Below are 24926 nucleotides of genomic sequence, written 5' to 3' on the forward strand. Positions count from 1 at the left end.
GTTAGTCTTGCCTTTTCTCACCTGCTTTGTTAGAATGCAGACAAGGATATGATTTCCGGAGAGACATGCACAGCCGTGCCATACATGACTCTTCATACAATACTTCGGGCACGGAGATAAAAAGGAGAGTTTATTATGGCACACAAGGTTTCTGACGCATGTGTTGGCTGCGGCGCTTGCGAGGGCGCTTGCCCGGTTGGCGCTATCACCGTTGACGGTGTTGCATCTGTGAACGCAGACGCTTGCATCGACTGCGGCGCTTGCGAGGGCGCTTGCCCCACCGGTGCTATCACTGCTGAATAATTTTAGCAGCGGCACAAAAACGCTTCAAGAGCAGCAGGCCTGTCCAAAGCAGGTCTGCTGCTTTTTGTTTTGCAGTAATTCGCACAAATTCCACAGGCAATTCCACCTATTTTTTTGAGAGGGTCAGGCGCACTTATCTATGGAACATTCTACCGAAGTCTTGTATAATAGAACTATGGTATATTGCTCGCCGGAGCATCGTTTCGGCTCGGATGCGCTGCTGCTGGCCCGTTTCTGTGAGCCGAAGCGTGCCCAGAAGGCCGCAGACCTGTGCTCCGGCTGCGGCATCGTAGCGCTGGAATGGCACGACCGGGGCCACCGGGGCCCCTGCATCGGGCTGGAGCTGCAGCCGGAGGGCAGCGCCCTGCTTTCTGCTGCGGTGGAAGAGCAGGACATCGGGCATCTTACGCCGGTCTGTGCCGACCTGCGCACCTTCCGGCAGGGCGAAGGCAGTTTTGACGTGTGTGCGTGCAATCCGCCCTACTTCACGGATGGGCCTCAGAGCCAAAATGCGGCCCACGCCCTTGCCCGGCACGAGAATACCTGCACACTGGACGATGTGTGCGGGTGCGCCTTCCGTCTGCTGAAGGACGGCGGACGTTTCTCCCTCTGCCACCGGCCGGAACGGCTGGCGGAGGTGCTGGCGGTGCTGCGGGCCCACCGGCTGGAACCCAAGCGGCTGGCCTTTGTAAAGAACAGAGCAGACGGCGTGCCGTGGCTCTTCCTTGTGGAAGCGCAGAAGAACCGCAAAACCGGCCTGCGGGTGGAGCCGGATGTGTTGATCAGCGCCGGTGCGGCGTTATATGGCAGATGACAGGCTGCGGATCAGGCTGAGAGGATCATCTTCAGGAGGTAACTATGGCAGGAACTCTTTATATCGTGGCAACGCCCATCGGCAACCTGGACGATATGCCGCCCCGGGTGGCAGCCACCTTTGGCGCGGCCGACTTCATTGCCGCCGAGGACACCCGTGTGACCATGAAGCTGCTGAACTTTCTGGGCCTGAAAAAGCCCATGGTCAGCTACTATGAGCACGCCCTGCAGAAGGGCGAGGGCATCCTGCGCCGCATTGAGGCGGGCGAGAGCTGCGCACTGTGCAGTGATGCGGGCATGCCCTGCGTCTCCGACCCGGGCGAGGTGATCGTGCGGGATGCGCTGGCCCGGGGCATCAAAGTGGTGCCGGTACCGGCGGCCTCTGCCTGCGTCACCGCGCTGGCTGTGTCCGGGCAGGACACCTCCCGCTGGGTGTTTGAGGGCTTTCTGCCCGTGAACCGCAAGCAGAAAAAAGAGCGGCTGGCTGAGCTTTTGCAGGAAAAGCGCACCACCATCTTCTACGAAGCCCCCCACAAGCTGCGCACCACGCTGGACGATCTGGCCAGCGCCTTCGGTGCCGACCGCAGCATCACCCTGTGCCGGGAGCTGACCAAGCTCCATGAGGATATCTGGAAGACCACCCTCGGCGAGGCGGTGGAGCACTACAAAGCCAACGAGCCCCGGGGGGAATACGTGCTGGTGATGGCCGGTGCGCCGGAGACTGCCGACCCGGAGCAGGAGCTGACGCTGGAGCAGGCAGCGCAGCGGGCGCTGGAGCTGACCGGACAGGGCTTTGGCCCCACCGCAGCGGCCAAGGCAGCGGCGCAGGGCACGCCCTATTCCAAGAGCGAAGTGTACAAGCAGCTGCTGGTATTGCAACAGGGCCAGCAGGCAGAGGAATGATACGTAACTGGTAAACAGAGGAGGACCCTTTTTGTGACAAAGCTTCTGGTTTTGAGCGACAGCCACGGCGGACGCACCGCCATTGAGCGTGTGCTGATGAAAGAGAGCAAAAACATCGATGCCCTGATCTTTCTGGGCGACGGCCTGCGGGATCTGGAACTGGCCCTGACGCTGTACCCCAAGCTGCGGGCCTACTCGGTGGCCGGCAACTGCGATTACGGCGCACTGGAACCCACCGACGGCCTTGCCGCCTTTGACGGCGTGGTGATATTTTACACCCACGGTCATATGTACGGCGTAAAATACGATCTGGATACGCTGGCAGACGCCGCATCTGCCCGGGGTGCCGAGGTGGCGCTGTTCGGCCACACCCACATCCCCCATGCAGAGACCCGCGGCGGGGTGTTCCTGTTCAACCCCGGCTCCTGCGGCCGGTGCTACACCGGGCCGGACACCTACGGCATCCTGACGCTGGACGGAGGCAAAGTGACCGCCTATGAACACAAAGAGGTACCCAAACAATGAGCATCAATGAGGTGCGCTATCTGCCGGAATGCGGCAGCACCAACGCTTACGTGAAGGAGCATTTTGAGGAGTTCGGCCCGGTGGGCGCGGTGTATACCGAGAACCAGACTGCAGGCCGGGGCCGTCTGGGCCGCAGCTGGGTGAACGCCGAGGGCAAGGCCCTGTATTATACAGTTGCCATCCGGGAGCCGCTGGCCCAGCCTGCCACCCTGCCGCTGCTGGCAAGCCTTGCAGTGCGCCGCCAGTTGCAGCTGCGCTACGGCGTGGACTGCCAGATCAAGTGGCCCAACGATCTGCTGCTGAACGGCAAAAAGATCGTGGGCATCCTGTGCGAGAGTGTGAGCTACGGCTATCAGCAGCAGGGCCGGGGCATCCTGTGCGGCATCGGCATCAATCTTGCCCAGCCTCAGAGCTACTTTGACGCCGCCGACCTGCCCAACGGCACCTCGCTGGAACTGCAGGGGGCAAAGGTGGATCTTTCCACCGACCCCGCATGGCTGGCCGAGGGCCTGACCGACTTTGGTTTTGACCGCAATCTGTACCTGTTTGCCCGGGACGGCTTTGCACCCTTCCGGGAGGAATACAAGGCCGCCTGCGTCAATCTGGGCCGCCGGGTCACCTTTGACCTGCCGGACGGCAGGCAGGGGGCCGGTGAAGCCGTCGATGTGGACGAAGAGGGCCGTCTGGTGGTGCGCACCGACAACGGCGAAGTGCATGTGTTCACCGGCGAAGTGTCGGTGCACGGCATCTATGGGGCCGTGTAAAAGCGCTCTTTATCATAAAATATCACCGCAGGGAACTGATGAGGGCGCAGGACAGCCGCGATAGGTAAACCCTCTCAGTCAAAACCTGACGGTTTTGCCAGCTCCCCCGAAGGGGGAGCTTTTTGCTATCCTCCGGACAGGCGCGCACGCTGTTAAAAGGCATTCTTTTCCCGCAAAGCTGTTCTCTATGTGCGTACAGTTTTGGGATCATATGGAATTTTTTCGCACGCTTTTGCCCAAATTTCCCGCAAAATGCTTGAATAAACGAATTTTTTGTGAATTTCTTGTGTACATTTCCAGTTGCCAATTCAGTCATACTTTAGTATAATAGAGTACGTGCCAGCGCGTCCTTTTGGATGGGATGCGCGTGTTTAGGAAATCGGAAAACGGACAGCACAAGCGCCCTGCCCCCAAATGCAAGGCGCTTGTGCTGTCGCAAGGAGTGCAAGCATGAAAGATCAAGAATCCTTCAAGCCGTATATTCCTGCGGAAAAGATCACCGCAGAAATGACGGCGACCTCTGTGATCATGGGCATCATCCTGTCTGTGGTCTTCGGCGCTGCAAATGCCTATCTGGGCCTGCGCGTCGGCATGACTGTTTCTGCCTCCATCCCGGCAGCAGTCATTTCTATGGGCGTGATCCGCGTCCTGCTCAAGAAGAACTCCATTCTGGAGAGCAACATGGTGCAGACCATCGGTTCCGCAGGCGAGAGCCTGGCCGCCGGTGCCATCTTCACCATGCCCGCACTGTTCCTGTGGGCAAAAGAGGGCCTGTGCGACAAGCCCAGCATCCTGGAGATCACCCTGATCGCCCTGTGCGGCGGCATTCTGGGTGTTCTGTTCATGGTGCCCCTGCGCAACGCCCTGATCGTCAAGGAACACGCTACCCTGCTGTACCCGGAAGGCACCGCCTGTGCAGACGTTCTGCTGGCCGGTGAAGAGGGCGGTGCAAACGCCTCCACCGTGTTCTCCGGCATGGGTCTGGCAGCCATCTTCAAGTTCATCGTCGATGGCCTGAAGATGATCCCCTCCGACATTGCCATGGCCTTCAGCTCCTTCAAGGGTGCTCTGGGCATGGAAGTATACCCCGCTCTGCTGGGCGTGGGCTATATCGTCGGCCCCAAGACCGCTTCCTATATGTTTACCGGTTCTCTGGTAGGCTGGATGGTCATTATCCCGCTGATCTGCCTGTTCGGCGCAAACATTTCCCTGTACCCGGCAGCAGCCGGCACCACCATTGCTGATCTGTATGCAGCAGGCGGTGCAGACGCCATCTGGTCCAACTACGTCAAGTATATCGGCGCAGGCGCCATTGCTACCGGCGGTATCATTTCGCTGATCAAGAGCCTGCCTCTGATCGTATCCACCTTCCGCGACGCCATGAAGAGCATGAAGGGCGGCAGCGCTTCCGGCACCTCCCGCACCGATAAGGACATGCCCATGCCCTTTATTCTGGGCGGCATCCTGCTCATCATCCTCATCATCTGGCTGGCTCCGGCCATCCCCGTCAGCCCGCTGGGTGCTCTGCTGATCGTCATCTTCGGCTTCTTCTTCTCCACCGTCTCTGCACGTATGGTCGGCATGATCGGCAGCTCCAACAACCCGGTCTCCGGCATGACCATTGCCACCCTGCTGATCTCTACCATAATCCTGAAGGCCACCGGCAACGTTGGCATCGAGGGCATGATCGGCTCCATGGCCATCGCCTCTGTCATCTGCATCTGCGCTGCCATTGCTGCGGATACCTCTCAGGACCTGAAGACCGGCTACCTGCTGGGTGCGACCCCGGTCAAGCAGCAGATCGGTGAGCTGATCGGCGTCATTGCCGCCGGTCTGGCCATCGGCGGTGTGCTGTACCTGCTGGACAGCGCATGGGGCTACGGCGGTGCCGAGGTCCCCGCACCGCAGGCTACCCTGATGAAGATGATCGTCGAGGGCATCATGGGCGGCAACCTGCCCTGGAACCTGGTGTTCACCGGTGTGTTCCTTGCCATTGCTCTGGAGGTCCTGCGCATCCCCGTGATGCCCTTTGCCATCGGCCTGTACCTGCCCATCTACCTGAACACCTCCATCATGATCGGCGGTGTTGTGCGCTGGTTCATGGACAGCCGCAAGAATGTTGACGCGAAGCTCAAGGAAGAGCAGACCACCCGCGGCACCCTGTTCTGTGCCGGTATGATCGCAGGCGAGGGCCTTGTGGGCATCCTGCTGGCTGTGTTTGCCGTGTTCGGCATCAGCACTGCCCTGAGCATTGATCTGGGCAACATTGGCGGCGTGGTCCTGATGATCGTGATGATCGCATGCCTGCTGGCCTTCTCCATGAAGAAAAAGAAGAACTGATGAATAAGAAAAAGCAGTCCATCAATTATCTGGATCTTATCCCGCAGCGGGCGGAGACCCTGCGCTGGCACACAGATGAAGCCACCGGCCTTATCACCCTTGAGGTGGAGAACACCGGTGTGTTCAATACGATCGCGCAAAAAGTGTTCCATAAACCGCGCACCACACAGGTGCATCTGGACGAGACCGGCAGCTACCTGTGGCCGCTGATCGATGGCCGGAAGACCGTTGCACAGCTTGCTGATTGCATGAAGCAGCAGTTCGGCGAAAAGGCCGAACCCCTGTACCCGCGCATCATCAAGTATTTCCAGATCGTGGAATCTTACCACTTTATCAAGTTCCTCAACCAATAAGCGCAAAAGAAGCGGCGCTCAGAGCCTGTTGCAAGGCACTGAGCGCCGCTTTTTCGCGGTTCTTTATTGTTTTTTGCAGTTTGCTGTGGTATTCTGTAATTGCCGCATCTGCGGCACGAAGGCGCTGTGTCCCAAAACGCAGCACGGGTTGCGGCTCCCAGCATTCGCATCGTACCTTGAACGGTACTCGCGCCTCGCTGGCCGCGGCCCCAACAATTCCTCCCTGTTTCTGCCGCAGGCAGCGGTCGTCATTGTTGCAGCTCGTCTTACCGGCACCTAGGCGCGCCGGGCAAGGCGATTTTTTCTTTGGATCTTTCGCACCCCCGGTTTTGCCCAAGGGCAGGAAGGGGGGATGCACCATGACGTTTGAACAGGTCGTGCTTCTGCTCACGCTTCTTGGCGGGGCGATCTACGTTACGTTTGAAATTACATGGACTGTTTCTCACAGTGATGACAAAAAGAAAAAATGACCGCCTCTTGTTCCCCAACACGACCGGTCATTTTTCTTTTTGACTAGTATGGTAAGGAGCTAGCCGTTTGTGGGCCAGCGCCTTTGTATTTTCAGTATAGCTTATTTTCCAAAATTGTCAAGCCCATGCACTTTATCTGCGGCGCCTTCCCTTTTTGAGACTCAGCGAACCGCCGCCGGCCGCGAACGTGAGCACCATCATTGCAAGCAGGATGAGCACCAGTGCGCACAGCAGAAGCGCCGTTGCCTTCATGTCGGTGCGGAAATCGGAGACGTACTCCCGGTGGGTCACAAGGTCCACCGTGCCCACTTCATCGCCGTCCAGATACACAGTGGCTGTACCCACCACACTGCCGCTCTTGACGGTGGCCGCAATGCTCTCCGGCAGGTCGAAGGAGTAGGTAACGATATCGTCCGCGTGGCCGTAGCCGCTGACCGGCGCAGCGGCATACAGCGCCACCGTCGGTTCGGTGCGGCACTTGGTCAGCGCCACGGTGGTGATCTCGGTCTGGGTATCCACCAGCGGACGGTCCGCAAAGCTCTCAAAGGCCCAGTCGAACAGATCATCGCACTCGGCAAAGAGGTGGTCCGGCGTGTCGCAGCCAAGGATCACCAGCCCGTAGGTGTGGCCGTTCTTTTCCGCAAAGGCCACGATGCAGCGGCCTGCCAGCGTGGTAAAGCCGCCCTTGACCCACCGGACATACTCCCGGTAGTTGGCGCTCTCGCTGTTCATCAGGCTGTTGGAGCTGCTGATGGTACGCTCGGCCTTGCGCAGATTGGTGGCCGGCAGCACATAGCTGGCGGTGCCCGCCACCTGTGCAAAGGTCTGGTTTGCCGCACAGGCGGCGGCGATCTTTGCCAGATCCTGCGCGGTGGACACGTTGCCGTAGTCAAACAGGCCGTGGGCACAGGTAAAGTTCGTGCCGGTGCAGCCCAGCTCCTGGGCACGGGCGTTCATCTGCTTGACGAAATCCAGCACGCTGCCGCCCACATCGTAGGCAATGACGCTGGCGGCGTCGTTGGCGCTGACGATGAGCATGGCGTTCAGCAGGTCGATGCGGCGCACCGTCTCGCCGATGCGCAGGCCCATGGTGGTGCCGTTGGCGTTCTGGATATCCCGGAACTCCTGGGTCAGCGCGGTGGGCACGGTCACTTCACTGTTCAGATCCTTGCCGCTTTCCAGCAGCAGCAGGGCCGTCATGAGCTTGGTCAGGCTGGCAACATACTGCTGCTGGCCGGCGTTCTGGTTCAGGATGGTCTTGCCGGTGTCGGCGTTGAACAGGTACACCGCCTCGGTCTCCTTGGCGGTCTGGATGGGCATGGGATATACCGCAAGGCCCGGCAGTGCAGCAGCAGCGGCCAGTGCCAGCGTGAGCACCAGCGCCGTCATGCGGCGGAAGATGGTGTTTTTGAACATGAGCGTGCCCCCTTGTATCTGCTTGCCGACGCACGGCAAAAATTTTTGTTTTGAAACAGCTCCTACTTGCCGGAAAGGCTCTGGCTTGCTATACTACTTTAAAGAATACCATAAACCAGCCAAAAGAGAAAGAGAGAAAGGCGGTTTTTAACAATGTTTCTGTCCTTTTGTGGAAAAGTTCCCCGCAACGAGGGGGCTGCGTTCGTTGCGCCCAATGCCACCGTGCAGGGCGATGTGATCCTCAAAGCCGGTTCCACGGTGTGGTACGGTGCCGTGCTGCGCGGCGACGACGGCCAGCTTATCATCGGTGAGAACTCCAACGTGCAGGACAACGCCGTGCTGCACTGCGATGTGGGCGGAGCCGTGACGCTGGGCAGGAATGTCACCGTGGGCCACAGCGCGCTGGTGCACGGGTGCACGGTAGGGGATGGCAGCCTGATCGGAATGCACGCCACCCTGCTCAACCACTGTGTCGTGGGCAAAAACTGCATCATCGGCGCGGGTGCGCTGGTGCCGGAGGGCATGGTCATCCCGGACGGCTCGGTGGCCGTGGGCGTGCCCGCAAAGGTCATCAAGCAGGTGAGCCCCGCACAGGTCGAGGCCAACCTGCACAACGCCGCCCACTACGTGGAGCACGGCAGAGTGCACGCAGCGCAGTGCAAAATGGATTGACCTTTTGCGCCTGCTGTGTTATGCTGAAAAAGAGCGTTTGCATCGGGCAGCCCTTCAGCAGGCTGTCCGGGACCCCTGCCGCAGCGAAACTCTGACCGGTGCGGGGGAAATCCTGTATCGGCATTTTGGAGGCCATCCGAAAAAGCTTTCGTTCCTGCGCAATTTTCGCTTTTGATCTCTTTACGAAAAAAAAGCTTTATTTTTTCGATTTTTTCACAAAATAGCAATGACTTTTTGAGGGAAATGGGGTATACTATCAATTGTAGAGCACGCGGGGCCGCAACCGCGTCTCTACACATGATTCCTCCTCACACCAAAGCAATACCCCAAACAGAGATTCCCTCCGGTGTACCGCAAGCGCTGGGGGGAGTCTTTGTTTTTATCCGCTTTTGTATTTTATGATTTCCTGCGTGAAAAGGAGAGGTTTCGTTATGTCTGAGCTCATCACCCGCCGCACCTTTTTAAAGGCCGCCGGTACTGCCATGGCGGCGGCTGCCGCAGGCGGCATGCTGGCAGGCTGCGGGGATGGAGCGTATGCTTCCACTCCCGAAAATCTGGTTGCTCCTTCCATCGATAATACCGATTTTGCTAATTTTGGCTCTTTTACCGCAGATATCGGCCCCTTGAGCGGGCAGTGGACTTCCAGCTCCATCTATGAATCTGATACCCGTCACAACTATTTCTACACCGGCTTCAAACTGGATAATTCCAGCGGCAACAGTTCTGTCACCGTCAACACCAGCAACTTTGCTTTCAGCCATACCGCTGGCGGCACTGGTAAGGTATGTGGTCTTGGATATAAAGGTCTGAACAGCAGCAAAACCGCCTATGTATTCTACCAGTCTCTTACTGTTCCTGCAGGCCAGTCCAAAACCGTTATTCTTTTCATCGACATCGGCCCTGTCACTACCTCTTCCTTCGGTAGATTCTATAGAGGAACCATAACCATCACGCTGGGTAAACTTAATAATCAAACGGCCGCCTTTACTTTTAACGGCCTGATCAGCGACCCTTCCTCTACCGTTTCCTGACAGCAAAACTCCCCTGAAATGCCGTAAAAAGCCTTTCAGGGGAGTTTTTGTTTACAACGCTCTGAACTTTGCCGCAAACACGCTGAGCACGATCTTGGGGTTCACCTGTGCGCCCAGGCGCTGGATGGCGGCATCTGCCAGCCGCAGGGCACGCCGGGCGGCATCGCCCTGCACCGGTGCGTGGGGGCTTTGCCGCAGGCCCGCTGCCGCCACCGCACGGAAGTCCGTCAGCAGGGCGGCGGCACCGGCTTTGTCCTTCTCATACGGAGCCAGCAGCACGGCGGCGGCATAGCTGTCACGGTCGGCTGCGGTCTTTGCCAGCTGCAGCGCCTTTTCCACCTGCGTTGTGCGGGCTTCGTCCTGTGCCGCTGCAAGCACCGTGCCGATGTGCCCGTCGAACAGCTCACTGTACAGCGCGGCGGTCTTTTTGTCCACCCCCTGTGCGGCGCAGTAGCGGGCGCACTGCTCCGGCGGGACCGGCGCCACGGCAAAACTGATGCAGCGGCTGCGGATGGTGGGCAGCACGCCTGCCAGCGAATCGGCTGTGAGCAGGAACAGCACCCCCTCCGGCGGCTCTTCCATCACCTTCAGCAGCGCGTTGGCGGATTCCTCGTTCATCTTTTCCACATGGTAGAGCAGCACCGCGCGGCCCTCAGCCGAAAGGCTGGTGTTGAAGATCTCGCTGCGCATGGCCGTGACCTGACCCACCAGATACCGGCCGCCCGCGCCCATGCCGGTGACCGAGATCGCCTCGCGCACGATGCCGGTCTCCACCTGACCGCTGTCGCGCTTGCCGGCCTTCGCCACCGCACGGCAGCATTCGCCCCGCAGAAGGGCCTCAGCGGGCGCTCCGCCTGCAGGGTAAAGATAATCGGCCGCGATGCAGCGGGCCGCAAAACCGGCCCCAAGGCCCTCTTCGCCCACCAGCAGCACGCTGTGGGTCAGGCGGCGGGCTGCCAGCATCAGCTGCACGCTGCTTTTCAGTTCTGCGTTGCCTTCCATGCGGTCCAGCATCATGGTTTTTCTCCTTACCTTCTGTTTTTCCGCTTCCACTGCTCGCGGCGGACCCATGCACGGATGGCGCGGTAGCCCATGGGGCCAAAGAACAGCCAGACATTCGCCATGCTGAGCAGCAGGCTCAGCTTCTGGGGCAGCGGTGCGCCCAAAAAGCTCAGCACCCACAGGATCGCCGCAAAAAAGCCAAAATACTTCACCCGGACGGGGATCACAAAGAACAGCAGCACCTGTACCTCCGGGTACAGCATGGCAAAGGCCAGCAGCAGCGAAAGGGACAGGCAGTAGGTGCTGCCGCTGACGCCGGTGAGCAGGCAGGCCAGCACGGTGCCCAGCATCCCGGACAGCAGATAGACCGTATAGCGGAAATCGCCCCACTCCCGTTCCAGCGCCGTGCCGATGAACCAGGTAAAGTAGATGCCCAGCACTGCACTGAGGATGCTGCCGCCATAGGAGGGGATGAACACAAAGGTGATGATGCGCCAGATCTGGCCGCTCAACAGAAGATATCTGCTGAGGGACAGCCAGACGCTGATGGTCTGGTTCACAAACAGCTCGATAGCCAGTACAAGGATCTGCCCGCCCACCAGAATGTTGGTCAGGTTCGGGATGCCGAAACGCCCATATCTGCGTTCCAGCCGGTTCAGCCAATTGTTCATAGGGTGCCTCCCTCAATTCGGAAATGTTTTGCCGCAGCTTACTGCTGTTATTGTACCATGATTGGCCGGGGCATTCAACACTGTTGAAAACCTCTGCCCCCAAAGCCCGGAAATACAGCTTTCCTGCCGCTCTCCGGATGCCAAAGCACAACCGAAAATTGTATGTAATTTCCGGTCTGGAATGAACTTTTCACTTTTTCCACCGGGTTTTCAACCGCTTTTGTGAAGAAAAGGTCGGGTTTTCCATGATGTTTTCCACTTTTTCCACTGGGTTTTCAACAATAAAAAGGGATCAGCCCTATACGCACCGTAATTCAGGCAGCCGCTTTCTGGAAAGTTTTGGATGAAAATGCAGGCATTCTGCCTTTTATAAAAAAGAAAGTCGAAGGATTTTCTTTGCATTCTACAAACCGTTCCTGAGCGGCGATTTATTTTTCTCCAATCTGGAATGGCTGGCCCCAAGTTTTCAACACCGGGCCGCTGCCGTTTTTCCGTGTGGAAAAGGCGGGGAAAATTGCAGTTTTCCACACCGTTTTTTCCCGGCCGAACCCTCTCAGTCGCCTGCGGCGACAGCTCCCCCGAAGGGGGAGCTTTTTTGCGATAACCGAAACGTATCGGATGAATGCTAAAAGCTTCCGGCAGTGCTATAAGCTCCCCATTCGGGGGAGCTGGCATCGCGCAGCGATGACTGAGAGGGTTCGTCCCATAAAAAATGCCGGGCAGTCACTTCAAGACTGTCCGGCATTGCTTTATTATTTACATCATATTGTGAAATACCAGCTGTGCGATCTGGAAATACAGGATCAGGCTGCAGGCGTCCACAATGGTGGTAATGAAGGGGGTAGCCATGATGGCCGGGTCTGCACCCAGCTTCTTTGCGGCCAGCGGCAGCATACCGCCCACCAGCTTTGCCAGAATGACGCTGAAGAACAGCGACACGCTGACCACGATGGCATAGCCCATCACGTTGCCGTACTGGCCGGGGAAGAGGAAGGTGTACATCAGGTAGATGCGCAGGCCGTTCACGATGCCCAGCACCGCGCCCACGATGGCCGACACCCGCAGTTCCTTGCCCAGCACCCGCACAAAGTCGCTGGGCTCTACCTCGCCCAGAGCCAGACCGCGCACCATCAGGGTGCTGATCTGGTTGCCGCAGTTGCCGGCGGTATCCATCAGCATGGGCATAAAGGAGACCAGCAGGGGCAGCGCGGTAAAGGCTTCCTCATAGTGAGTGGTGACCATGCCGGTAAAGGTGGCGGAAAGCATCAGGATCAGCAGCCATGGGATGCGCTGCTTTGCGTGGGTCCAGACGCTGGTGCCAAAATAGGTGGTGGCATCGTCGTCCGGCAAAATGGCGGCCATCTTCTGCATGTCCTCGGTGCTCTCGTCGGTCAGGACGTCGATTGCATCGTCGATGGTGATGATGCCCACGAACATGCCCTCGTTGTCCAGAACGGGCATTGCGGTAAAGTCGTAGCGCTGCATCTCACGGGCCACATATTCCTGATCGTCCGTGACCTTCACTGCCACCACGTTGTCGTCCATGATCTCAGAAACGGGAATGTTCCTGTCCGAAAGCAGCAGGCTGCGGGCAGAGACAACGCCCTTCAGGCGGTTGCGCTCCACCACGTAGCAGGTGTACACGGTCTCTGCGTTTTCGCCCTGTTTGCGGATGGCATCAAAGGCCTGCTCCACGGTCATATCCTCCCGCAGGCGGACATACTCCGGGGTCATCAGGCTGCCGGCAGAGCTTTCGGGGTAGTTCAGCAGCTTGTTCAGGCTCTCACGGGTCTGCTTGGAGGATTTCTCCAGCACCCGCTTCACCACGCCTGCCGGCATATCCTCCAGCAGGTCGGCGGCATCGTCCAGACTCATTTCCTCGATGGCGCTCACCAACTCCACGTCCGAAAAGGCGTTTACCAGATCATCGCGGGCCTCGTCGGACATATAGGCAAATGCTTCGGTGGCCACTTCCTTTTTCAGCAGACGGAACACCACAAGGCGGTTGTTCTCGTCCAGCTCTTCCAGCAGCTCGGCAAGGTCGGCAGGCTGCTCTTCCTCGGTCACCTCGCGCAGCTTGACGTACTGCTTCTTGATGAGCAGTTTGAGCAGGCGGCTCTTGGTCAGCATTTCAGGGTTGGCCTTGACCTCTTCGTCGTTGGCTTCCTCTTTCTCGGCCTCACGCATATCCTGCTTGAGGTCCTCGGTAGCTTCATCGTTCAGGTCCTCGGCCAGCTTCTGACGGACTTCGGCAGGGATATCGGCAGGCAGCTCCTGCACCGGCAGCGCCTGCTCCGCAGCATCAACCGTCAGCTTCTTTTCTTCCATATCCATTGGGCGTTCCTCCTCAGTTTTTACGGCACAGGAGCAGCTCCTGTATCCGGAGGACGCAGCAGATCGGGAAACAAAAAACGCGCCGCCTTGCCTGCCGGAATGCCGCAAACGCCGCATTCTGCGCACACAAAGCCGCGCCTTCCTCTGCTCTGTTTTGCGGAAAGACACACCGTGGAAGCGGTGCTTTTCCGCAGCACTCAGCGAAGGAGGCGAACGGTTGGGGGAAACGCAGTTGTTTTTGTTTTCTGATCCACCGCGCCGGTGGTTCTACTTCGACTATGATCCGGGTCCATTTTCCTGCGTTCACCTCCAAGTTTTCATATTCATTTTTATTATAGCGCCGCCAAAAAACGGGGTCAACCCTAAACCATGGATTTACAGGAATTTTATTTTATAAAAACACAGATCTTATTTTTCTTTCACGTGAAAAGGCAGTTCGGCAAAGCCCGCAGCCTTTGCCGAACTGCAAGGATAAAAATTACCGCTGAGAATGCCAACGCACTGCGGCGGCATCGGAAGATCGTTTTTTGCCAAAACAAAACACCCTCTTCCGTGTTGCGGCGCACGAAAAAGGGTGTTTTGTTTGGATATTGCCTTGGTGTGAGGAGGAATCATGTTACACGGGAAACGGTTGCGGCCCCGCTTCCCATGGCAAAAGTATAACAGCTTTCACAATTCAATTCGTTAAGAAGCTATGAAGAAACTGTAAAAAGGAAATGGTATCTTTTGGAAGATTTTGTGATAGAAGCTCCTCTTGACAATATTTGTTTTATCCTATATTATAATGGTAGGATGTCATCAATCAGAAAGGATGCCGAAAATGTCTGCTTTTGAAGTGAATTTTTATTATAAGGCAGACGGCAGCTGCCCGGTTCGTGATTTTCTGGATACGCTGGACGACAAAATGCTGGCAAAGCTTTTGGGTACGATCTCCCTATTGGAAGCCAATGGCACACAACTGCGGGAACCTTATTCCAAATCATTGGGAGACGGCATTTTTGAATTGCGTGCCAAGCAAAGCAGCAATATTACGCGCATTTTATATTTCTTTGTGGTCGGACATCAGATCATCCTGACAAATGGCTTTGTCAAAAAGACGCAGAAAACACCGCCGGAGGAAATTGCACTGGCGCAAAAATACCGCGCGGACTATTTTCATCGAAAGGAGAGTTCCTCATGAGTGATTTTCGGAATTATTTGAATGAACAATTACAGCGGCCTTCCTTTAAGGCAGAATGGGATGCTCTTCAGCCGGAGCTTACCATTGCACAGGCCATGATCGATGCCCGGAAGGAAAGCGGTCTGACCCAGAAACAGCTTTCAGAGCGCACCGGCATTGCACAGGCCGATATCAGCAAGTTGGAACGGGGAAACGCAAACCCTTCTCTGCGCACCCTGCAGCGCCTTGCGGCTGGTATGGGGATGAATGTCAGAATTGAATTTGTATCGAATAAATAATTTTTATTCACCAAAAACGCAAAGCCCGGAACATCCGCAGATGTTCCGGGCTTCGTATTTTTACGGAAAGAGTTTATACAAAAAATACGCCCCGGTCACCTTGCGGTGAGCGGGGCGCTAAAACGAAGCTCGTTTTTACTGCGGCAAGATCCCTGCAAAAGCAGGTCTTATGCAGCAGGCGGAGCAAGGTATCTGCAACGCAGACCTTATACTCCTGACACACGCGGGGTGTGCTTTCAAGGACCCTCGCGGGCGCTTTGGTATCTCATATCCCGCTGCGGTGCTTCGCACGGAACAAAGCACCGCCCGGGAAGTGAAATCAGTCAGAACGCGTATGGCGGATGCTGTACTTCAGCACATCACCTGCTTGGATGGATGCGTTTCTCCGCTTCGTACCGCTGCATTGCGCAGTAACCGCCGGTACGGGGCAGCCGCCCTCTTGCATTGTGGGGCTAAGGTGCCGCAAATATCTGCATCCAAAGCGCAGAAGAATGCTTACTTGTACAGGTCGACCAGACGGGTCAGGTGCTCGTAGCGGTCGTTAGCAACCTGCTGGTTGCGTGCGAACAGCTCCTTAGCACGGTCGGGGAATGCACGAGTCAGGCGGCTGTAACGGGTCTCGTTAGACAGCAGTGCCTGATACTTCTCGTTATCCACAGCCTTGGAGGTCAGGGTGAACGGATTCTTGCCCTGAGCCTTGTTTGCCGGGTTGAAGGTGAACAGGTTCCAGTAACCGGCCTCAACTGCCTTCTTCATCTCGTTCTGGCAGTTGGTCATGCCGCCCTTGACACCGTGCAGCTCGCAGGGAGCGTAGCCGATGATCAGAGACGGGCCGGGGTAAGCCTCAGCCTCAGCGATGGCCTTGACAGCCTGAGCCGGGTTAGCACCCAGTGCGATCTGAGCAACATAGATGTAACCGTAGGTCATAGCGATCTCGGACAGGCTCTTCTTGCTGATCTCCTTACCAGCAGCAGCGAACTGGCAGACTTCACCAATGTTGGAAGCCTTGGATGCCTGTCCACCGGTGTTGGAGTACATCTCAGTATCGAAGACCATCACGTTGACATCCTCGCCGGAAGCCAGAACGTGGTCCAGACCACCGAAGCCGATGTCGTATGCCCAGCCGTCACCACCGAAGATCCAGACGGACTTCTTGGCGATGAACTGCTTGCTCTTCAGGATCTCTGCAGACTTCTCGCAGCCGGCAGCAGCAGCCTTCTCCAGCTCAGCGATCAGGGCCTTTGCGGGCTCGTCGTTGGCCTTGGTGTTGTTCTTGGTCTCCAGGAACTTCTCAAAGGCAGCCTTCAGCTCAGCAGAAGCCTTGTCGGAACCAGCAACCTCAGCGATCTCCTTGATCAGGTTCTCGCGGACGGTCTTCTGGCCGATGTACAGGCCCAGACCATGCTCTGCGTTATCCTCGAACAGGGAGTTGCACCATGCAGGACCATGGCCGCTGTCCTTGTTGACGGTGTACGGAGAGATGGAAGCGGTGCCGCCCCAGATGGAGGAGCAGCCGGTAGCGTTGGAGATGTACATCTTCTCGCCGAACAGCTGAGTGATCAGGCGAGCGTAAGAAGTCTCGGCACAGCCTGCGCAGGAGCCAGAGAACTCCAGCAGCGGCTGGTTGAACTGAGAACCGATGACGGTATCGTCAGCAAACTTGGAAGGCTTCTTGGAGATGTTGGCCACGCAGTAGTCGAACACTGCCTGCTGATCGGCCTGGCTGGCCTGCGGCACCATGGTGATAGCCTTGGTGGGGCAGACGGTGACGCACTCGCCGCAGCCCATGCAGTCCAGAGGAGACACAGCCATCACAAACTTGTACTCGTTTGCGGGCTTGTTGTCGCGGCTCTTGGTCTGTGCAGGAGCAGCTGCCAGCTCGTCGGCGGTCAGCTGGAAGGGACGGATGGTAGCATGAGAGCAGACGAATGCACACTGGTTACAGCCAACGCACTTTGCAGCATCCCACTCGGGGACGTTGACAGCGGTGCCGCGCTTCTCGTATGCAGAAGCGCCCTGCTCCCACTCGCCGTTTGCATTTGCCACGAAGGAAGAGACAGGCAGGCTGTCGCCGTCCATACGGGCAATGGGCTCCATGACATCGCGGATCTGCTTGACCAGTTCCGGACGGCCGGTGAGAGCCTTGGGTGCGGGATCAGCCTCGGGGTTGGACCAGGATGCGGGCACGTCCACCTTGTGGATGGCGTCAACGCCTGCATCGATAGCCTTCCAGTTCATCTCAACGACGTCCTGGCCCTTCTTGCCGTAGCTCTTCTGAGCTGCCTGCTTCATGAAGTTGACGGCATCCTCGATGGGCATGACGTCAGCCAGCTTGAAGAATGCAGACTGCAGGATGGTGTTGGTGCGCTTGCCCATGCCGATCTCGATAGCCTTATCGATAGCATTGATGGTATACAGCTGGATGTTGTTGTCAGCGATATACTTCTTTGCCTCGGCGTTCAGGTGCTGGCCCAGCTCCTCATCGGACCACTGGCAGTTGATCATGAACACGCCGCCGGGCTTGACATCCTGGACCATCTTCATGCCCATGTGGATGTAAGCGGGGTTGTGGCAGGCCACGAAGTCAGCCTGGTTGATGTAGTAGGGGCTGCGGATGGGCTTGTCGCCGAAACGCAGATGGCTGATGGTCACGCCGCCGGTCTTCTTGGAGTCATACTGGAAGTATGCCTGAACATACTTGTCGGTATGGTCGCCGATGATCTTGACGGAGTTCTTGTTAGCACCGACAGTACCGTCGCCGCCCAGACCCCAGAACTTGCACTCCTTGGTGCCAGCAGCTGCGGTGATGGGAGCGGGCTTGACTTCCGGCAGAGACAGGAAGGTGACGTCATCGGTGATACCCAGAGTGAAGCGCTCCTTGGGCTGATCCTTCTCCAGCTCCTTGAACAGAGCAAAGATGGAGGACGGCGGGGTATCCTTGCTGCCCAGACCGTAACGGCCGCCGGTCAGAACGACATCGTTCAGGCCAGCCTCACGCAGGGTAGCGGCAACATCCAGATACAGGGGCTCGCCCAGAGAGCCGGGCTCCTTGGTGCGGTCCAGCACAGCCACCTTCTTGGCGGTCTTGGGCAGGACCTTCAGCAGGGAAGCAGAGACCCAGGGACGATACAGACGAACCTTGATGATACCGACCTTCTCGCCGCGTGCGTTCAGGTAGTCGATGACCTCATCAGCAACGTCGCAGATGGAGCCCATAGCCACGATCACACGGTCAGCATCGGGTGCGCCGTAGTAGTTGAACAGATCGTAGTTGGTGCCCAGCTTTGCGTTGATCTTGGCCATGTACTTCTCAACAACAGCAGGCAGAGCGTTGTAAACGCTGTTGCATGCCTCACGATGCTGGAAGAACACGTCGCCGTTCTCGTGGGAGCCGCGCATCTTGGGGTGTTCGGGGTTCAGAGCCTTCTTACGGAACTCCTCCACAGCCTCCATGTTGCACATTTCCTTCAGATCGGCGTAATCCCACTTCTCGATCTTCTGGTACTCATGAGAAGTACGGAAGCCATCGAAGAAGTTCAGGAAGGGAACCTTGCCCTCGATGGCGCACAGATGTGCGACAGGGGACAGATCCATGACTTCCTGCACGCTGCTCTCGACCAGCATTGCAAAGCCGGTCTGGCGGCATGCCATGACGTCGCTGTGATCACCGAAGATGTTCAGGGACTGGGTAGCAACGGTACGTGCAGAAACATCGAACACGCAGGGCAGCTGCTCAGCAGCGATCTTGTACATGTTGGGGATCATCAGCAGCAGGCCCTGAGAAGCGGTGAAGGTGGTGGTAACAGCACCTGCACCCAGAGAGCCGTGCACAGCGCCTGCGGCGCCTGCCTCAGATTCCATCTCGACAACCTTGACCTGATTGCCGAAGATGTTCTTCTGGCCGGCTGCGGACCACTGGTCCACAGAGTCAGCCATCGGAGAAGACGGGGTAATGGGGTAGATGGCAGCCACGTCCGTGTAGGCATACGCTACATGGGCGGCAGCGGTATTGCCATCCATAGTTTGCTTTGCTCTAGGCATTTTTCTTCCTCCATTATTCAGAATTTGGTACCTTTTGCGCGGGGCAATATGCCCCACATGGGACCGGAGAACCCCATAAAGGCACTATTGCTTGTATACTATAATAACAAATTCTGCTCGCAAAGTAAACGCAAACAGCCCAACAAACGCACCAAAAATAAAGAAAATTTTTTAGCTGTTTTGTACGTCTTTAGTGCGGTAAAGCAAGCGTTGGTGCGGATTTTTGGTTTTAGCCTGCCTGCCTTGCCAGATCCTGTGATTTTTTTCGCAAAAAGAGGAGGGAACCCTCTCAGTCACGGCTTGCGCCATGCCAGCTTCCCCAAGGGGGGAGCTGGCGAACGCAGTGAGCCTGAGAGGATTCGTTTCCCGCAGCGCCGCGCTTTCGCAGAAAGCGGCGCTGCAAATGCTGCTTTCCGTTACGCCCCCTCCCGTGAAAAGGCGTTTGGAGCGCTCCGCAGAGCGCGACAAACGCGAAATTATAAATGATCTTTCCGCTGATTATGCGCAAAGCAAACGCGGCGCGCATTTCAAATCGTCCCATCCTCTTGTATTTATCATCTCTTTATTGACAACAAACCGCACTTTGCCGTAAACTGAGAGCAGAAAACCGGCGCTGTGCCGGGCAGAGAGGGTAAATACAATGGAAAAGATCACACATTACGAAAAGACACTTACCAGCGAGGTCCTCTTTGAGGGCCGGGTCATCACCCTGACCAAGGACACTGCTCTGCTGGAAAACGGCAAGACCGCCACCCGTGAGGTGGTGCATCACCACGGCGGTGCGTGCATCCTGCCCTATTTTGAGGATGGCACCATCTGCATGGTGCGCCAGTTCCGCTACGCCATGCAGCAGGAGCTGTGGGAGCTGCCCGCCGGCAAGCTGGAAAAGGGCGAGGACCCCTTTGAAGCCGCCAAGCGGGAGCTGGGCGAGGAGTGCGGCCTGACCGCCGACAATTACATCTCTCTGGGCCAGTTCTACCCCACCGTGGGCTATGATACCGAGGTCATCTATACATGGGTCGCCACCGGCCTGCACAAGACCCAGATGCATCTGGATGCGGACGAGTTCCTGACGCCGGACCGCGTGCCGCTGGATAAAGCCTATGAAATGGTCATGAGCGGCGAGATCCGGGACGGCAAGACCATTGCCGGCATTCTGAAGCTCAAGGCGCTGATCGCTGAGGGCAAGCTGTGAACATCCTGTACGAGGACGCTTCCATCGTGGTGCTGGACAAGCCCGCGGGCCTTTCCAGTGAGGAGGGCGTTCCCGCAGCGCTGCGGCAGCGGTGGAACACCCCGGACGCCTTTGTGGGGGTGGTGCACCGGCTGGACACCGGTGTTTCCGGCCTGATGGTATTTGCCCGCACGCCCGGGGCTGCGGCCGCACTCAGCCGTCAGATCACCCAGAGCCAGAACGCCTACGCCGTGCAGGACGGCCGGGCAGAGGGCAGGGCAGAAGAGCCGCAGTTCATCAAGCAGTACCGCGCCGTCATTGCAGGCGGGCCGGACGAAGCACTGCCCGCCGAAGGCACCCTGCGGGACTGGCTGTTCAAGGACAGCCGCCGGGGCCGGGTGTTCCCGGTCAGCCGCCCCCGCAAGGGCGTGCGGGAAGCCGTTCTGGAATACCGCATCCTGAAAACAGCAGGGGACACGAGCCTTGCAGGCATCACTCTGCACACCGGCCGCACCCATCAGATCCGGGTACAGTTCGCCGCCCGGAAGCATCCGCTCTCCGGCGACGGCAAGTATGGCAGCCGGGTAAAGGGAGACATCGCTCTGCAGAGCTGCGGCCTGCAGTTCCGGCATCCGGACACCGGCAGGCCCCTGCAGTTCAGCCTGCCCCTGCCGGACGCCGCACCGTGGAAAGAGTTTTTAGAATGATGCATCGCCTTACGGCGATATGATGTTGTCCCGATGGGACAACATCATATTTGCACAGCAAATATATCATGTTCATTAGGTGAGAGGTATGGAACAATATAGAACCGATGCTGAAATTTACGCCGTGCTGGAGCGGGAGATCATCGATCTGACCATCCGCCCCGGCTCCCTGCTGAGCGAAAACCCGCTGTGCAGCCGCTTTGCGGCCCCCCGCAGCATGATCCGGGTGGTTTTGCAGAAACTGCAGGAAAACGGGCTGGTGAAGATCGTGCCCTATAAGGGCACCACCGTCACCCGGCTGAACCGCCGCATCGTGGACGAGCTGATCTACGAGCGCACCGCCGTGGAGGCCCGCATCCTGCGGGATTTTGCGCCCCAGTGCACCCCCGAACAGCGGGCGCTCATCCGCAGACGGGTGGAGGCCTACGCGGCCCTTGCCGCCACGGAAAAGCCCGATTACAACCGGCTGTACGAGGCCGACCGCACCCTGCACGGGACATGGTTTGCCGCCATGGACAAGATGTATCTGTGGAGCACCCTGCAGAACGCCCACGCCGACTACAGCCGCTTCCGGATGCTGGACACCATCACCAGCGGCGGGCTTGCGGAAGTGATCGCAGATCACCGGAGCCTGCTGGATGCCATTGAGCGGTGCGACCTTGCCGCCTTTGAGCCGCTGGTGGAAAAGCATCTTTACGGCGGCATCCGGCGGCTGGGCTCCAAGCTGACCGAGGAATACGCCGACTACTTTGAGCCGGAAAAGTAATTGTTCTATGTGGAACAATGGTTGAACCCTCTCAGTCTGCTCCCGATGGTCGCAGCCAGCTCTCCCAAAGGGAGAGCTTTTTTGCATCTTCCGGTCAGCACAAATAAAGCTCCCCCTGAGTGGAACGACTTCCCCCGGCCGGGGGAGTCTGTCAAAGGGAGAGGCCTTGGCAAAAAGATGAAGTTTGCGGGGACTGCCAAAGGCTCTCCCTTTGGGAGAGCTGGCAAGCCCGACAGGGCTTGACTGAGAGGGCGAGGGTGCTGCTCTTAAAACGATCTTCTCACAGCACCCCGGAAATAAAGATTTCCAGACCAATGCCAATGAGGATCATGCCGCCCAGAATGGACGCCTTGCCGGAAAGCTTCGTGCCGAACTTTTTGCCGATGCGCAGGCCCGCCATGCAGATGAAGAAGGTGACCACCGCAATGATGAGCGATGCCGCCAGAGCCATCAGCCAGCCGTACTCCGAAATGGTGAAGCCCACCGAAAGGGCATCGATGCTGGTGGCGATGCCCTGCATGAGCAGTGCACCGGCGCTGAGCTCTGCAGCCTCTTCGGCTTCCTCGCCCCGGATGCCATCCACAAGCATCTTGCCGCCGATGTAGCCCAGCAGTGCCAGCGCGATCCACGGGATGAATGTTTCAAAGGAAGAGAACATCTCCACGATGGTGTGCACGCACACCCAGCCGGTCATGGGCATGACCGCCTGAAAAAGGGCAAAGGTGCCCGCGATCCTGCACATGGTCCCCCTGCTCATGCGGGGGTCGTGCAGGCCGTTTGCCATCGACACCGAAAACGCATCCATTGCAAGGCCCACGCCCAGCAGTGCGCTGTTGAGAAAAAATACAAAGCTCCATTCCATATTGTCTGCCTCCTGAATCTGACCAGAATATCGGGCAATACAAAACCCGGCCTCGGGCGCATCTGCACGTCCGAAGCCGGGTCAATTTTTATCATCGACTCCATGTGCACGGGCGGCATTCTGCGCGCCAAAAACACATGAGTCTCGCAAATTAAAGCAAGCCAGACCGAAACCACCGGCCATTGTGTTGACTTGCTGCGCCTTCTGCAACCGGCGCTTGCTACTCCCCCACGGGTATTTGTGATCGTTCTGTTATTGTAGCATATCCCGCGCCGGAAGTCCAGACAAACCGTAGAAACCGTTTTTTATAAACGATCGCCTTCAGGTCCTGTTTTTCCAGCGGGTCTCAAAATACCGGTCCTGCGAAAGGATAAAGCACAGGGTATTGCCCAGCGCCTGCGGGGTGACGGCATGCTCCTGCCGCAGTGCCCGGCGGGCGCGGCGCTCATACTCCCGGGCCTGCTGCATCCGGGGCGTTTTCCGCTCCTGCGCCGTCAGGTGGGAGCCCACATCGATGAGCGAGTGCAGCAGCACCCAGTACAGCTCACACAGCGAGCCGGTGACGCCATGGCGGCGGGCACACTCGAACACCGCATAGTTTGCCTCCACCCGGTCGAGATTGCGCAGGGTGACTTTGCTGTTCACGATGCTGCCCGCCACCTTGCGGTAGAGGTACATCGCATCCGGGATGTTGGCGATCTTTTCTGCTTTTTCGTAGGCGTAGGCGATCAGCAGGGTGTCCTCGTTCAGCTTGCCCTCTGCAAAGCGCAGCTGCGCAAAGATGCTGCGGTGGTACAGCTTGTTCCACACCACCATGTAGGGCAGAAGGGTGCTGTGCTCCAATGCCTGCTCCGGGGTCATCACCTCCTGCCGCACATGCAGATACTGCTCCCGGATGGGGGTCAGGGCTTCGTCCACCTGCCGGTAATTGCACACGACCATCTGTGCACCTGTCTCCTGCGCCGCATGGTAAAGCTTTGCGCAGAAGTCCGGCGTGATGGTGTCGTCTGAATCCACAAAGGCGATCCATTCGCCCTCTGCCGCGTCCAGCCCGGCATTGCGTGCCCCGCTCAGGCCACGGTTTTTCTGGTGGATGACCCGGATACGGCTGTCCTTTGCCGCTGCAGCATCGCACAGGGCAGGGCAGCTGTCCGGAGAGCCATCGTCCACCAAAATCAGCTCAAAATCCGTGAAGGTCTGGGCAAGGATGGAAGCGATGCAGGCGTTCAGAAAACGCTCTGTCTTATATACCGGCACGATGATGCTGATGGTTTTCCTGCTTTCGGGCCGGATCGTGTGCTGTTCTTTCACGGTAACTTCCTCATCATTTCAGGTTCTGCAGTTTTGCCTGCCGTTCTCTGCGCAGTTCCAGATACTTTGCGGGCGATTTTGTGTACCGGATCGTATCCGAGATCCCCCGCAGGGTGATGGCCCGGGCCTGCCACAGCTTATGCCGTGCGTCCCGTTCGTATCCCATGCACTCTTTCATCCGGGGGCTTCTGCGCTCCTCCGGGGTCAGGTGCCACCAGATATCTACAAGGGCGGTCAGCACGGTGCGGTAGGCTTCGCACAGGGTCTCTGCGTTATGCCGGTACATGCCCAGAAACATCTGGTAGCAGGCTTCCACCCGGTCCAGCGTTTTTACCGAATAGCTGCTGTGCATGATGCTCTCCGGCACCTGCCGGTACTGGTACAGTGACTCCGGGATGCTGGCCATCTTCTGCACTCGCTCATAGATCCGGGGTGCGGTGTAGGTATCCTCAAACTTTTTGCCCTCCGGCAGGCGCAGGCCGTCGAACAGTTCCCGCCGGAAAAGCTTATTGCACATGGACTGATACATGCCGATGACCAGCCGGTTGTAGATCTCCTGCTGCGGGATGACCTCATCGTACTGGGTCGTATCCCATCCATCATAGACCTTGCCGTTTTCGTCGGTGAACGCAAAGCCGTACAGTACCACGTCCGCACCGGTCTTTTCCGCTGTGCTGTGGGCCTTTTCCAGCGCCTGCGGCAGCAGCATATCGTCCGAATCCACAAAGGCAGCCCAGCGGCCCCGGGCAATGTCCAGCCCGGCATTGCGTGCCCCGCTCAGGCCGCGGTTCTTCTGGTGGATGACCCGGATTCGGCTGTCCCTTGCCGCTGCGGCATCGCACAAAGCAGGGCAGTTGTCCGGGGAGCCGTCGTCCACCAGAATCAGCTCAAAATCTGCAAAGGTCTGGGCAAGGATGGAATCGATGCAGTCATTCAGGTATTTTTCCACCCGGTACACCGGCACGATGACGCTGATCTCGGGACGGTTTCTGACCTTCTGCTCACTCACA

26 protein-coding genes are annotated in these 24926 nt (G+C 57.8%); 15 read left to right on the plus strand and 11 right to left on the minus strand.

The features are described from left to right. The first annotated feature begins 135 nt into the window (after positions 1 to 135). The 7 genes from ACNSPV_RS06040 (at position 136) to ACNSPV_RS06070 (ending at position 6001) form a co-directional block, all read left to right on the plus strand. Positions 136 to 303 carry a DUF362 domain-containing protein gene (locus tag ACNSPV_RS06040; RefSeq protein WP_005937576.1) on the plus strand — a complete coding sequence of 56 codons (168 nt, stop codon included), beginning with the start codon at positions 136 to 138 and terminating at the stop codon, positions 301 to 303. A gap of 139 nt (positions 304 to 442) precedes the next feature. Then, a complete protein-coding gene (locus tag ACNSPV_RS06045; protein ID WP_249237667.1) occupies positions 443 to 1117 on the plus strand; it encodes a tRNA1(Val) (adenine(37)-N6)-methyltransferase in 675 nt (224 codons plus the stop codon). A gap of 44 nt (positions 1118 to 1161) precedes the next feature. After that, positions 1162 to 2019 carry a 16S rRNA (cytidine(1402)-2'-O)-methyltransferase gene (gene rsmI, locus ACNSPV_RS06050; RefSeq protein WP_348584174.1) on the plus strand — a complete coding sequence of 286 codons (858 nt, stop codon included), beginning with the start codon at positions 1162 to 1164 and terminating at the stop codon, positions 2017 to 2019. Between the two features lie 33 nt (positions 2020 to 2052). Further along, positions 2053 to 2544: a metallophosphoesterase gene (locus ACNSPV_RS06055; protein ID WP_348584173.1), complete on the plus strand. Its 492-nt coding sequence runs from the start codon at positions 2053 to 2055 to the stop codon at positions 2542 to 2544. After that, a complete protein-coding gene (locus ACNSPV_RS06060) occupies positions 2541 to 3308 on the plus strand; it encodes a biotin--[acetyl-CoA-carboxylase] ligase (RefSeq protein ID WP_348584171.1) in 768 nt (255 codons plus the stop codon). The genes ACNSPV_RS06055 and ACNSPV_RS06060 overlap by 4 nt, the downstream gene beginning before the upstream one ends. 450 nt (positions 3309 to 3758) lie before the next feature. Then, positions 3759 to 5648, plus strand: a complete 1890-nt coding sequence (locus ACNSPV_RS06065) for an OPT family oligopeptide transporter (protein WP_348584169.1) — start codon at positions 3759 to 3761, stop codon at positions 5646 to 5648. Continuing rightward, entirely contained in the window at positions 5648 to 6001 is a 354-nt protein-coding gene (locus ACNSPV_RS06070; protein ID WP_249237662.1) for a PqqD family protein, read from the plus strand. Before ACNSPV_RS06065 ends, ACNSPV_RS06070 begins: the two co-directional genes overlap by 1 nt. On the opposite strand, the gene ACNSPV_RS06075 is transcribed toward ACNSPV_RS06070, so the two are convergent. Both ACNSPV_RS06075 and ACNSPV_RS06080 read right to left on the minus strand, forming a co-directional pair. Further along, positions 5991 to 6146: a hypothetical protein gene (locus tag ACNSPV_RS06075; protein WP_348584167.1), complete on the minus strand. Its 156-nt coding sequence runs from the start codon at positions 6144 to 6146 to the stop codon at positions 5991 to 5993. The genes ACNSPV_RS06070 and ACNSPV_RS06075 overlap by 11 nt on opposite strands. Before the next feature lie 457 nt (positions 6147 to 6603). Further along, positions 6604 to 7887, minus strand: a complete 1284-nt coding sequence (locus ACNSPV_RS06080; protein ID WP_348584166.1) for a D-alanyl-D-alanine carboxypeptidase family protein — start codon at positions 7885 to 7887, stop codon at positions 6604 to 6606. Between the two features lie 153 nt (positions 7888 to 8040). Between ACNSPV_RS06080 and ACNSPV_RS06085 the strand changes: the two genes are divergently transcribed. Beyond that, a complete protein-coding gene (locus ACNSPV_RS06085; RefSeq protein WP_348584164.1) occupies positions 8041 to 8559 on the plus strand; it encodes a gamma carbonic anhydrase family protein in 519 nt (172 codons plus the stop codon). 431 nt (positions 8560 to 8990) lie between these two features. Next, on the plus strand, positions 8991 to 9590 hold the full coding sequence (locus ACNSPV_RS06090; protein WP_348584163.1) for a twin-arginine translocation signal domain-containing protein: 600 nt from the start codon (positions 8991 to 8993) through the stop codon (positions 9588 to 9590). A 51-nt stretch (positions 9591 to 9641) separates the two neighbouring features. On the opposite strand, the gene ACNSPV_RS06095 is transcribed toward ACNSPV_RS06090, so the two are convergent. The 5 genes from ACNSPV_RS06095 to ACNSPV_RS06115 all read right to left on the minus strand — a co-directional run bounded on the left by ACNSPV_RS06095 (position 9642) and on the right by ACNSPV_RS06115 (position 14131). After that, positions 9642 to 10607 carry a hypothetical protein gene (locus ACNSPV_RS06095; protein WP_348584162.1) on the minus strand — a complete coding sequence of 322 codons (966 nt, stop codon included), beginning with the start codon at positions 10605 to 10607 and terminating at the stop codon, positions 9642 to 9644. 11 nt (positions 10608 to 10618) lie between these two features. Continuing rightward, positions 10619 to 11263 carry a rhomboid family intramembrane serine protease gene (locus ACNSPV_RS06100; RefSeq protein WP_339394458.1) on the minus strand — a complete coding sequence of 215 codons (645 nt, stop codon included), beginning with the start codon at positions 11261 to 11263 and terminating at the stop codon, positions 10619 to 10621. A gap of 210 nt (positions 11264 to 11473) precedes the next feature. After that, positions 11474 to 11791 (minus strand): hypothetical protein, encoded by a 318-nt coding sequence (locus ACNSPV_RS06105; protein ID WP_348584161.1) that lies wholly within the window; start codon positions 11789 to 11791, stop codon positions 11474 to 11476. A 228-nt stretch (positions 11792 to 12019) separates the two neighbouring features. Then, positions 12020 to 13597, minus strand: a complete 1578-nt coding sequence (gene mgtE / locus ACNSPV_RS06110) for a magnesium transporter (RefSeq protein ID WP_348584159.1) — start codon at positions 13595 to 13597, stop codon at positions 12020 to 12022. Positions 13598 to 14005: 408 nt separating this feature from the next. Then, positions 14006 to 14131, minus strand: a complete 126-nt coding sequence (locus ACNSPV_RS06115; protein ID WP_348584157.1) for a hypothetical protein — start codon at positions 14129 to 14131, stop codon at positions 14006 to 14008. Between the two features lie 286 nt (positions 14132 to 14417). Here ACNSPV_RS06115 and ACNSPV_RS06120 point away from each other — a divergent pair, with 286 nt between their 5' ends. After that, a complete protein-coding gene (locus tag ACNSPV_RS06120; protein ID WP_348584156.1) occupies positions 14418 to 14777 on the plus strand; it encodes a type II toxin-antitoxin system RelE/ParE family toxin in 360 nt (119 codons plus the stop codon). Continuing rightward, complete coding sequence (locus ACNSPV_RS06125; protein WP_294648001.1) at positions 14774 to 15055, plus strand: helix-turn-helix domain-containing protein; 282 nt, start codon at positions 14774 to 14776, stop codon at positions 15053 to 15055. The genes ACNSPV_RS06120 and ACNSPV_RS06125 overlap by 4 nt, the downstream gene beginning before the upstream one ends. 495 nt (positions 15056 to 15550) lie before the next feature. Here the strand turns inward: ACNSPV_RS06125 and nifJ are convergent, their stop codons facing one another. Continuing rightward, positions 15551 to 19096 carry a pyruvate:ferredoxin (flavodoxin) oxidoreductase gene (gene nifJ / locus ACNSPV_RS06130; protein WP_348584154.1) on the minus strand — a complete coding sequence of 1182 codons (3546 nt, stop codon included), beginning with the start codon at positions 19094 to 19096 and terminating at the stop codon, positions 15551 to 15553. Here nifJ and ACNSPV_RS06135 point away from each other — a divergent pair. The 4 genes from ACNSPV_RS06135 (at position 19049) to ACNSPV_RS06150 (ending at position 21743) form a co-directional block, all read left to right on the plus strand. Beyond that, complete coding sequence (locus ACNSPV_RS06135; protein WP_348584153.1) at positions 19049 to 19582, plus strand: hypothetical protein; 534 nt, start codon at positions 19049 to 19051, stop codon at positions 19580 to 19582. The genes nifJ and ACNSPV_RS06135 overlap by 48 nt on opposite strands. Positions 19583 to 19736: 154 nt before the next feature. Further along, a complete protein-coding gene (locus tag ACNSPV_RS06140; protein ID WP_348584152.1) occupies positions 19737 to 20291 on the plus strand; it encodes an NUDIX hydrolase in 555 nt (184 codons plus the stop codon). Continuing rightward, positions 20288 to 20977, plus strand: coding sequence for an RluA family pseudouridine synthase (locus tag ACNSPV_RS06145; protein WP_348584149.1), 690 nt, complete (start codon positions 20288 to 20290; stop codon positions 20975 to 20977). The genes ACNSPV_RS06140 and ACNSPV_RS06145 overlap by 4 nt, the downstream gene beginning before the upstream one ends. 88 nt (positions 20978 to 21065) lie before the next feature. Further along, the gene (locus tag ACNSPV_RS06150; RefSeq protein WP_348584147.1) at positions 21066 to 21743 is read left to right on the plus strand and encodes a GntR family transcriptional regulator; all 678 of its coding nucleotides are present in this window, start codon (positions 21066 to 21068) and stop codon (positions 21741 to 21743) included. A 280-nt stretch (positions 21744 to 22023) separates the two neighbouring features. Here ACNSPV_RS06150 and ACNSPV_RS06155 read toward each other — a convergent pair whose 3' ends face one another. The 3 genes from ACNSPV_RS06155 to ACNSPV_RS06165 form a co-directional block, all read right to left on the minus strand. Beyond that, positions 22024 to 22605 (minus strand): manganese efflux pump MntP family protein, encoded by a 582-nt coding sequence (locus ACNSPV_RS06155; RefSeq protein WP_348584146.1) that lies wholly within the window; start codon positions 22603 to 22605, stop codon positions 22024 to 22026. 321 nt (positions 22606 to 22926) lie between these two features. Continuing rightward, on the minus strand, positions 22927 to 23916 hold the full coding sequence (locus ACNSPV_RS06160; RefSeq protein ID WP_348584144.1) for a glycosyltransferase family 2 protein: 990 nt from the start codon (positions 23914 to 23916) through the stop codon (positions 22927 to 22929). A 13-nt stretch (positions 23917 to 23929) separates the two neighbouring features. Continuing rightward, the gene (locus ACNSPV_RS06165) at positions 23930 to 24925 is read right to left on the minus strand and encodes a glycosyltransferase family 2 protein (RefSeq protein ID WP_348584142.1); all 996 of its coding nucleotides are present in this window, start codon (positions 24923 to 24925) and stop codon (positions 23930 to 23932) included. Position 24926 lies beyond the last annotated feature (1 nt).

This window comes from Faecalibacterium sp. 3, from assembly GCF_048323735.1.
Taxonomy (GTDB): domain Bacteria; phylum Bacillota; class Clostridia; order Oscillospirales; family Ruminococcaceae; genus Faecalibacterium; species Faecalibacterium wellingii.

Excerpts from the sequence above, each read along its gene's own strand:
- ACNSPV_RS06040 (WP_005937576.1), top strand. The coding sequence starts at position 136 with ATGGCACACAAGGTTTCTGACGCATGTGTTGGCTGCGGCGCTTGCGAG.
- ACNSPV_RS06045 (WP_249237667.1), top strand. The coding sequence starts at position 443 with ATGGAACATTCTACCGAAGTCTTGTATAATAGAACTATGGTATATTGC.
- rsmI (WP_348584174.1), top strand. The coding sequence starts at position 1,162 with ATGGCAGGAACTCTTTATATCGTGGCAACGCCCATCGGCAACCTGGAC.
- ACNSPV_RS06060 (WP_348584171.1), top strand. The coding sequence starts at position 2,541 with ATGAGCATCAATGAGGTGCGCTATCTGCCGGAATGCGGCAGCACCAAC.
- ACNSPV_RS06065 (WP_348584169.1), top strand. The coding sequence starts at position 3,759 with ATGAAAGATCAAGAATCCTTCAAGCCGTATATTCCTGCGGAAAAGATC.
- ACNSPV_RS06070 (WP_249237662.1), top strand. The coding sequence starts at position 5,648 with ATGAATAAGAAAAAGCAGTCCATCAATTATCTGGATCTTATCCCGCAG.
- ACNSPV_RS06080 (WP_348584166.1), bottom strand. The coding sequence starts at position 7,887 with ATGTTCAAAAACACCATCTTCCGCCGCATGACGGCGCTGGTGCTCACG.
- ACNSPV_RS06085 (WP_348584164.1), top strand. The coding sequence starts at position 8,041 with ATGTTTCTGTCCTTTTGTGGAAAAGTTCCCCGCAACGAGGGGGCTGCG.
- ACNSPV_RS06090 (WP_348584163.1), top strand. The coding sequence starts at position 8,991 with ATGTCTGAGCTCATCACCCGCCGCACCTTTTTAAAGGCCGCCGGTACT.
- ACNSPV_RS06095 (WP_348584162.1), bottom strand. The coding sequence starts at position 10,607 with ATGATGCTGGACCGCATGGAAGGCAACGCAGAACTGAAAAGCAGCGTG.
- ACNSPV_RS06100 (WP_339394458.1), bottom strand. The coding sequence starts at position 11,263 with ATGAACAATTGGCTGAACCGGCTGGAACGCAGATATGGGCGTTTCGGC.
- mgtE (WP_348584159.1), bottom strand. The coding sequence starts at position 13,597 with ATGGATATGGAAGAAAAGAAGCTGACGGTTGATGCTGCGGAGCAGGCG.
- ACNSPV_RS06120 (WP_348584156.1), top strand. The coding sequence starts at position 14,418 with ATGTCTGCTTTTGAAGTGAATTTTTATTATAAGGCAGACGGCAGCTGC.
- ACNSPV_RS06125 (WP_294648001.1), top strand. The coding sequence starts at position 14,774 with ATGAGTGATTTTCGGAATTATTTGAATGAACAATTACAGCGGCCTTCC.
- ACNSPV_RS06135 (WP_348584153.1), top strand. The coding sequence starts at position 19,049 with ATGGGCGGCAGCGGTATTGCCATCCATAGTTTGCTTTGCTCTAGGCAT.
- nifJ (WP_348584154.1), bottom strand. The coding sequence starts at position 19,096 with ATGCCTAGAGCAAAGCAAACTATGGATGGCAATACCGCTGCCGCCCAT.
- ACNSPV_RS06140 (WP_348584152.1), top strand. The coding sequence starts at position 19,737 with ATGGAAAAGATCACACATTACGAAAAGACACTTACCAGCGAGGTCCTC.
- ACNSPV_RS06150 (WP_348584147.1), top strand. The coding sequence starts at position 21,066 with ATGGAACAATATAGAACCGATGCTGAAATTTACGCCGTGCTGGAGCGG.
- ACNSPV_RS06155 (WP_348584146.1), bottom strand. The coding sequence starts at position 22,605 with ATGGAATGGAGCTTTGTATTTTTTCTCAACAGCGCACTGCTGGGCGTG.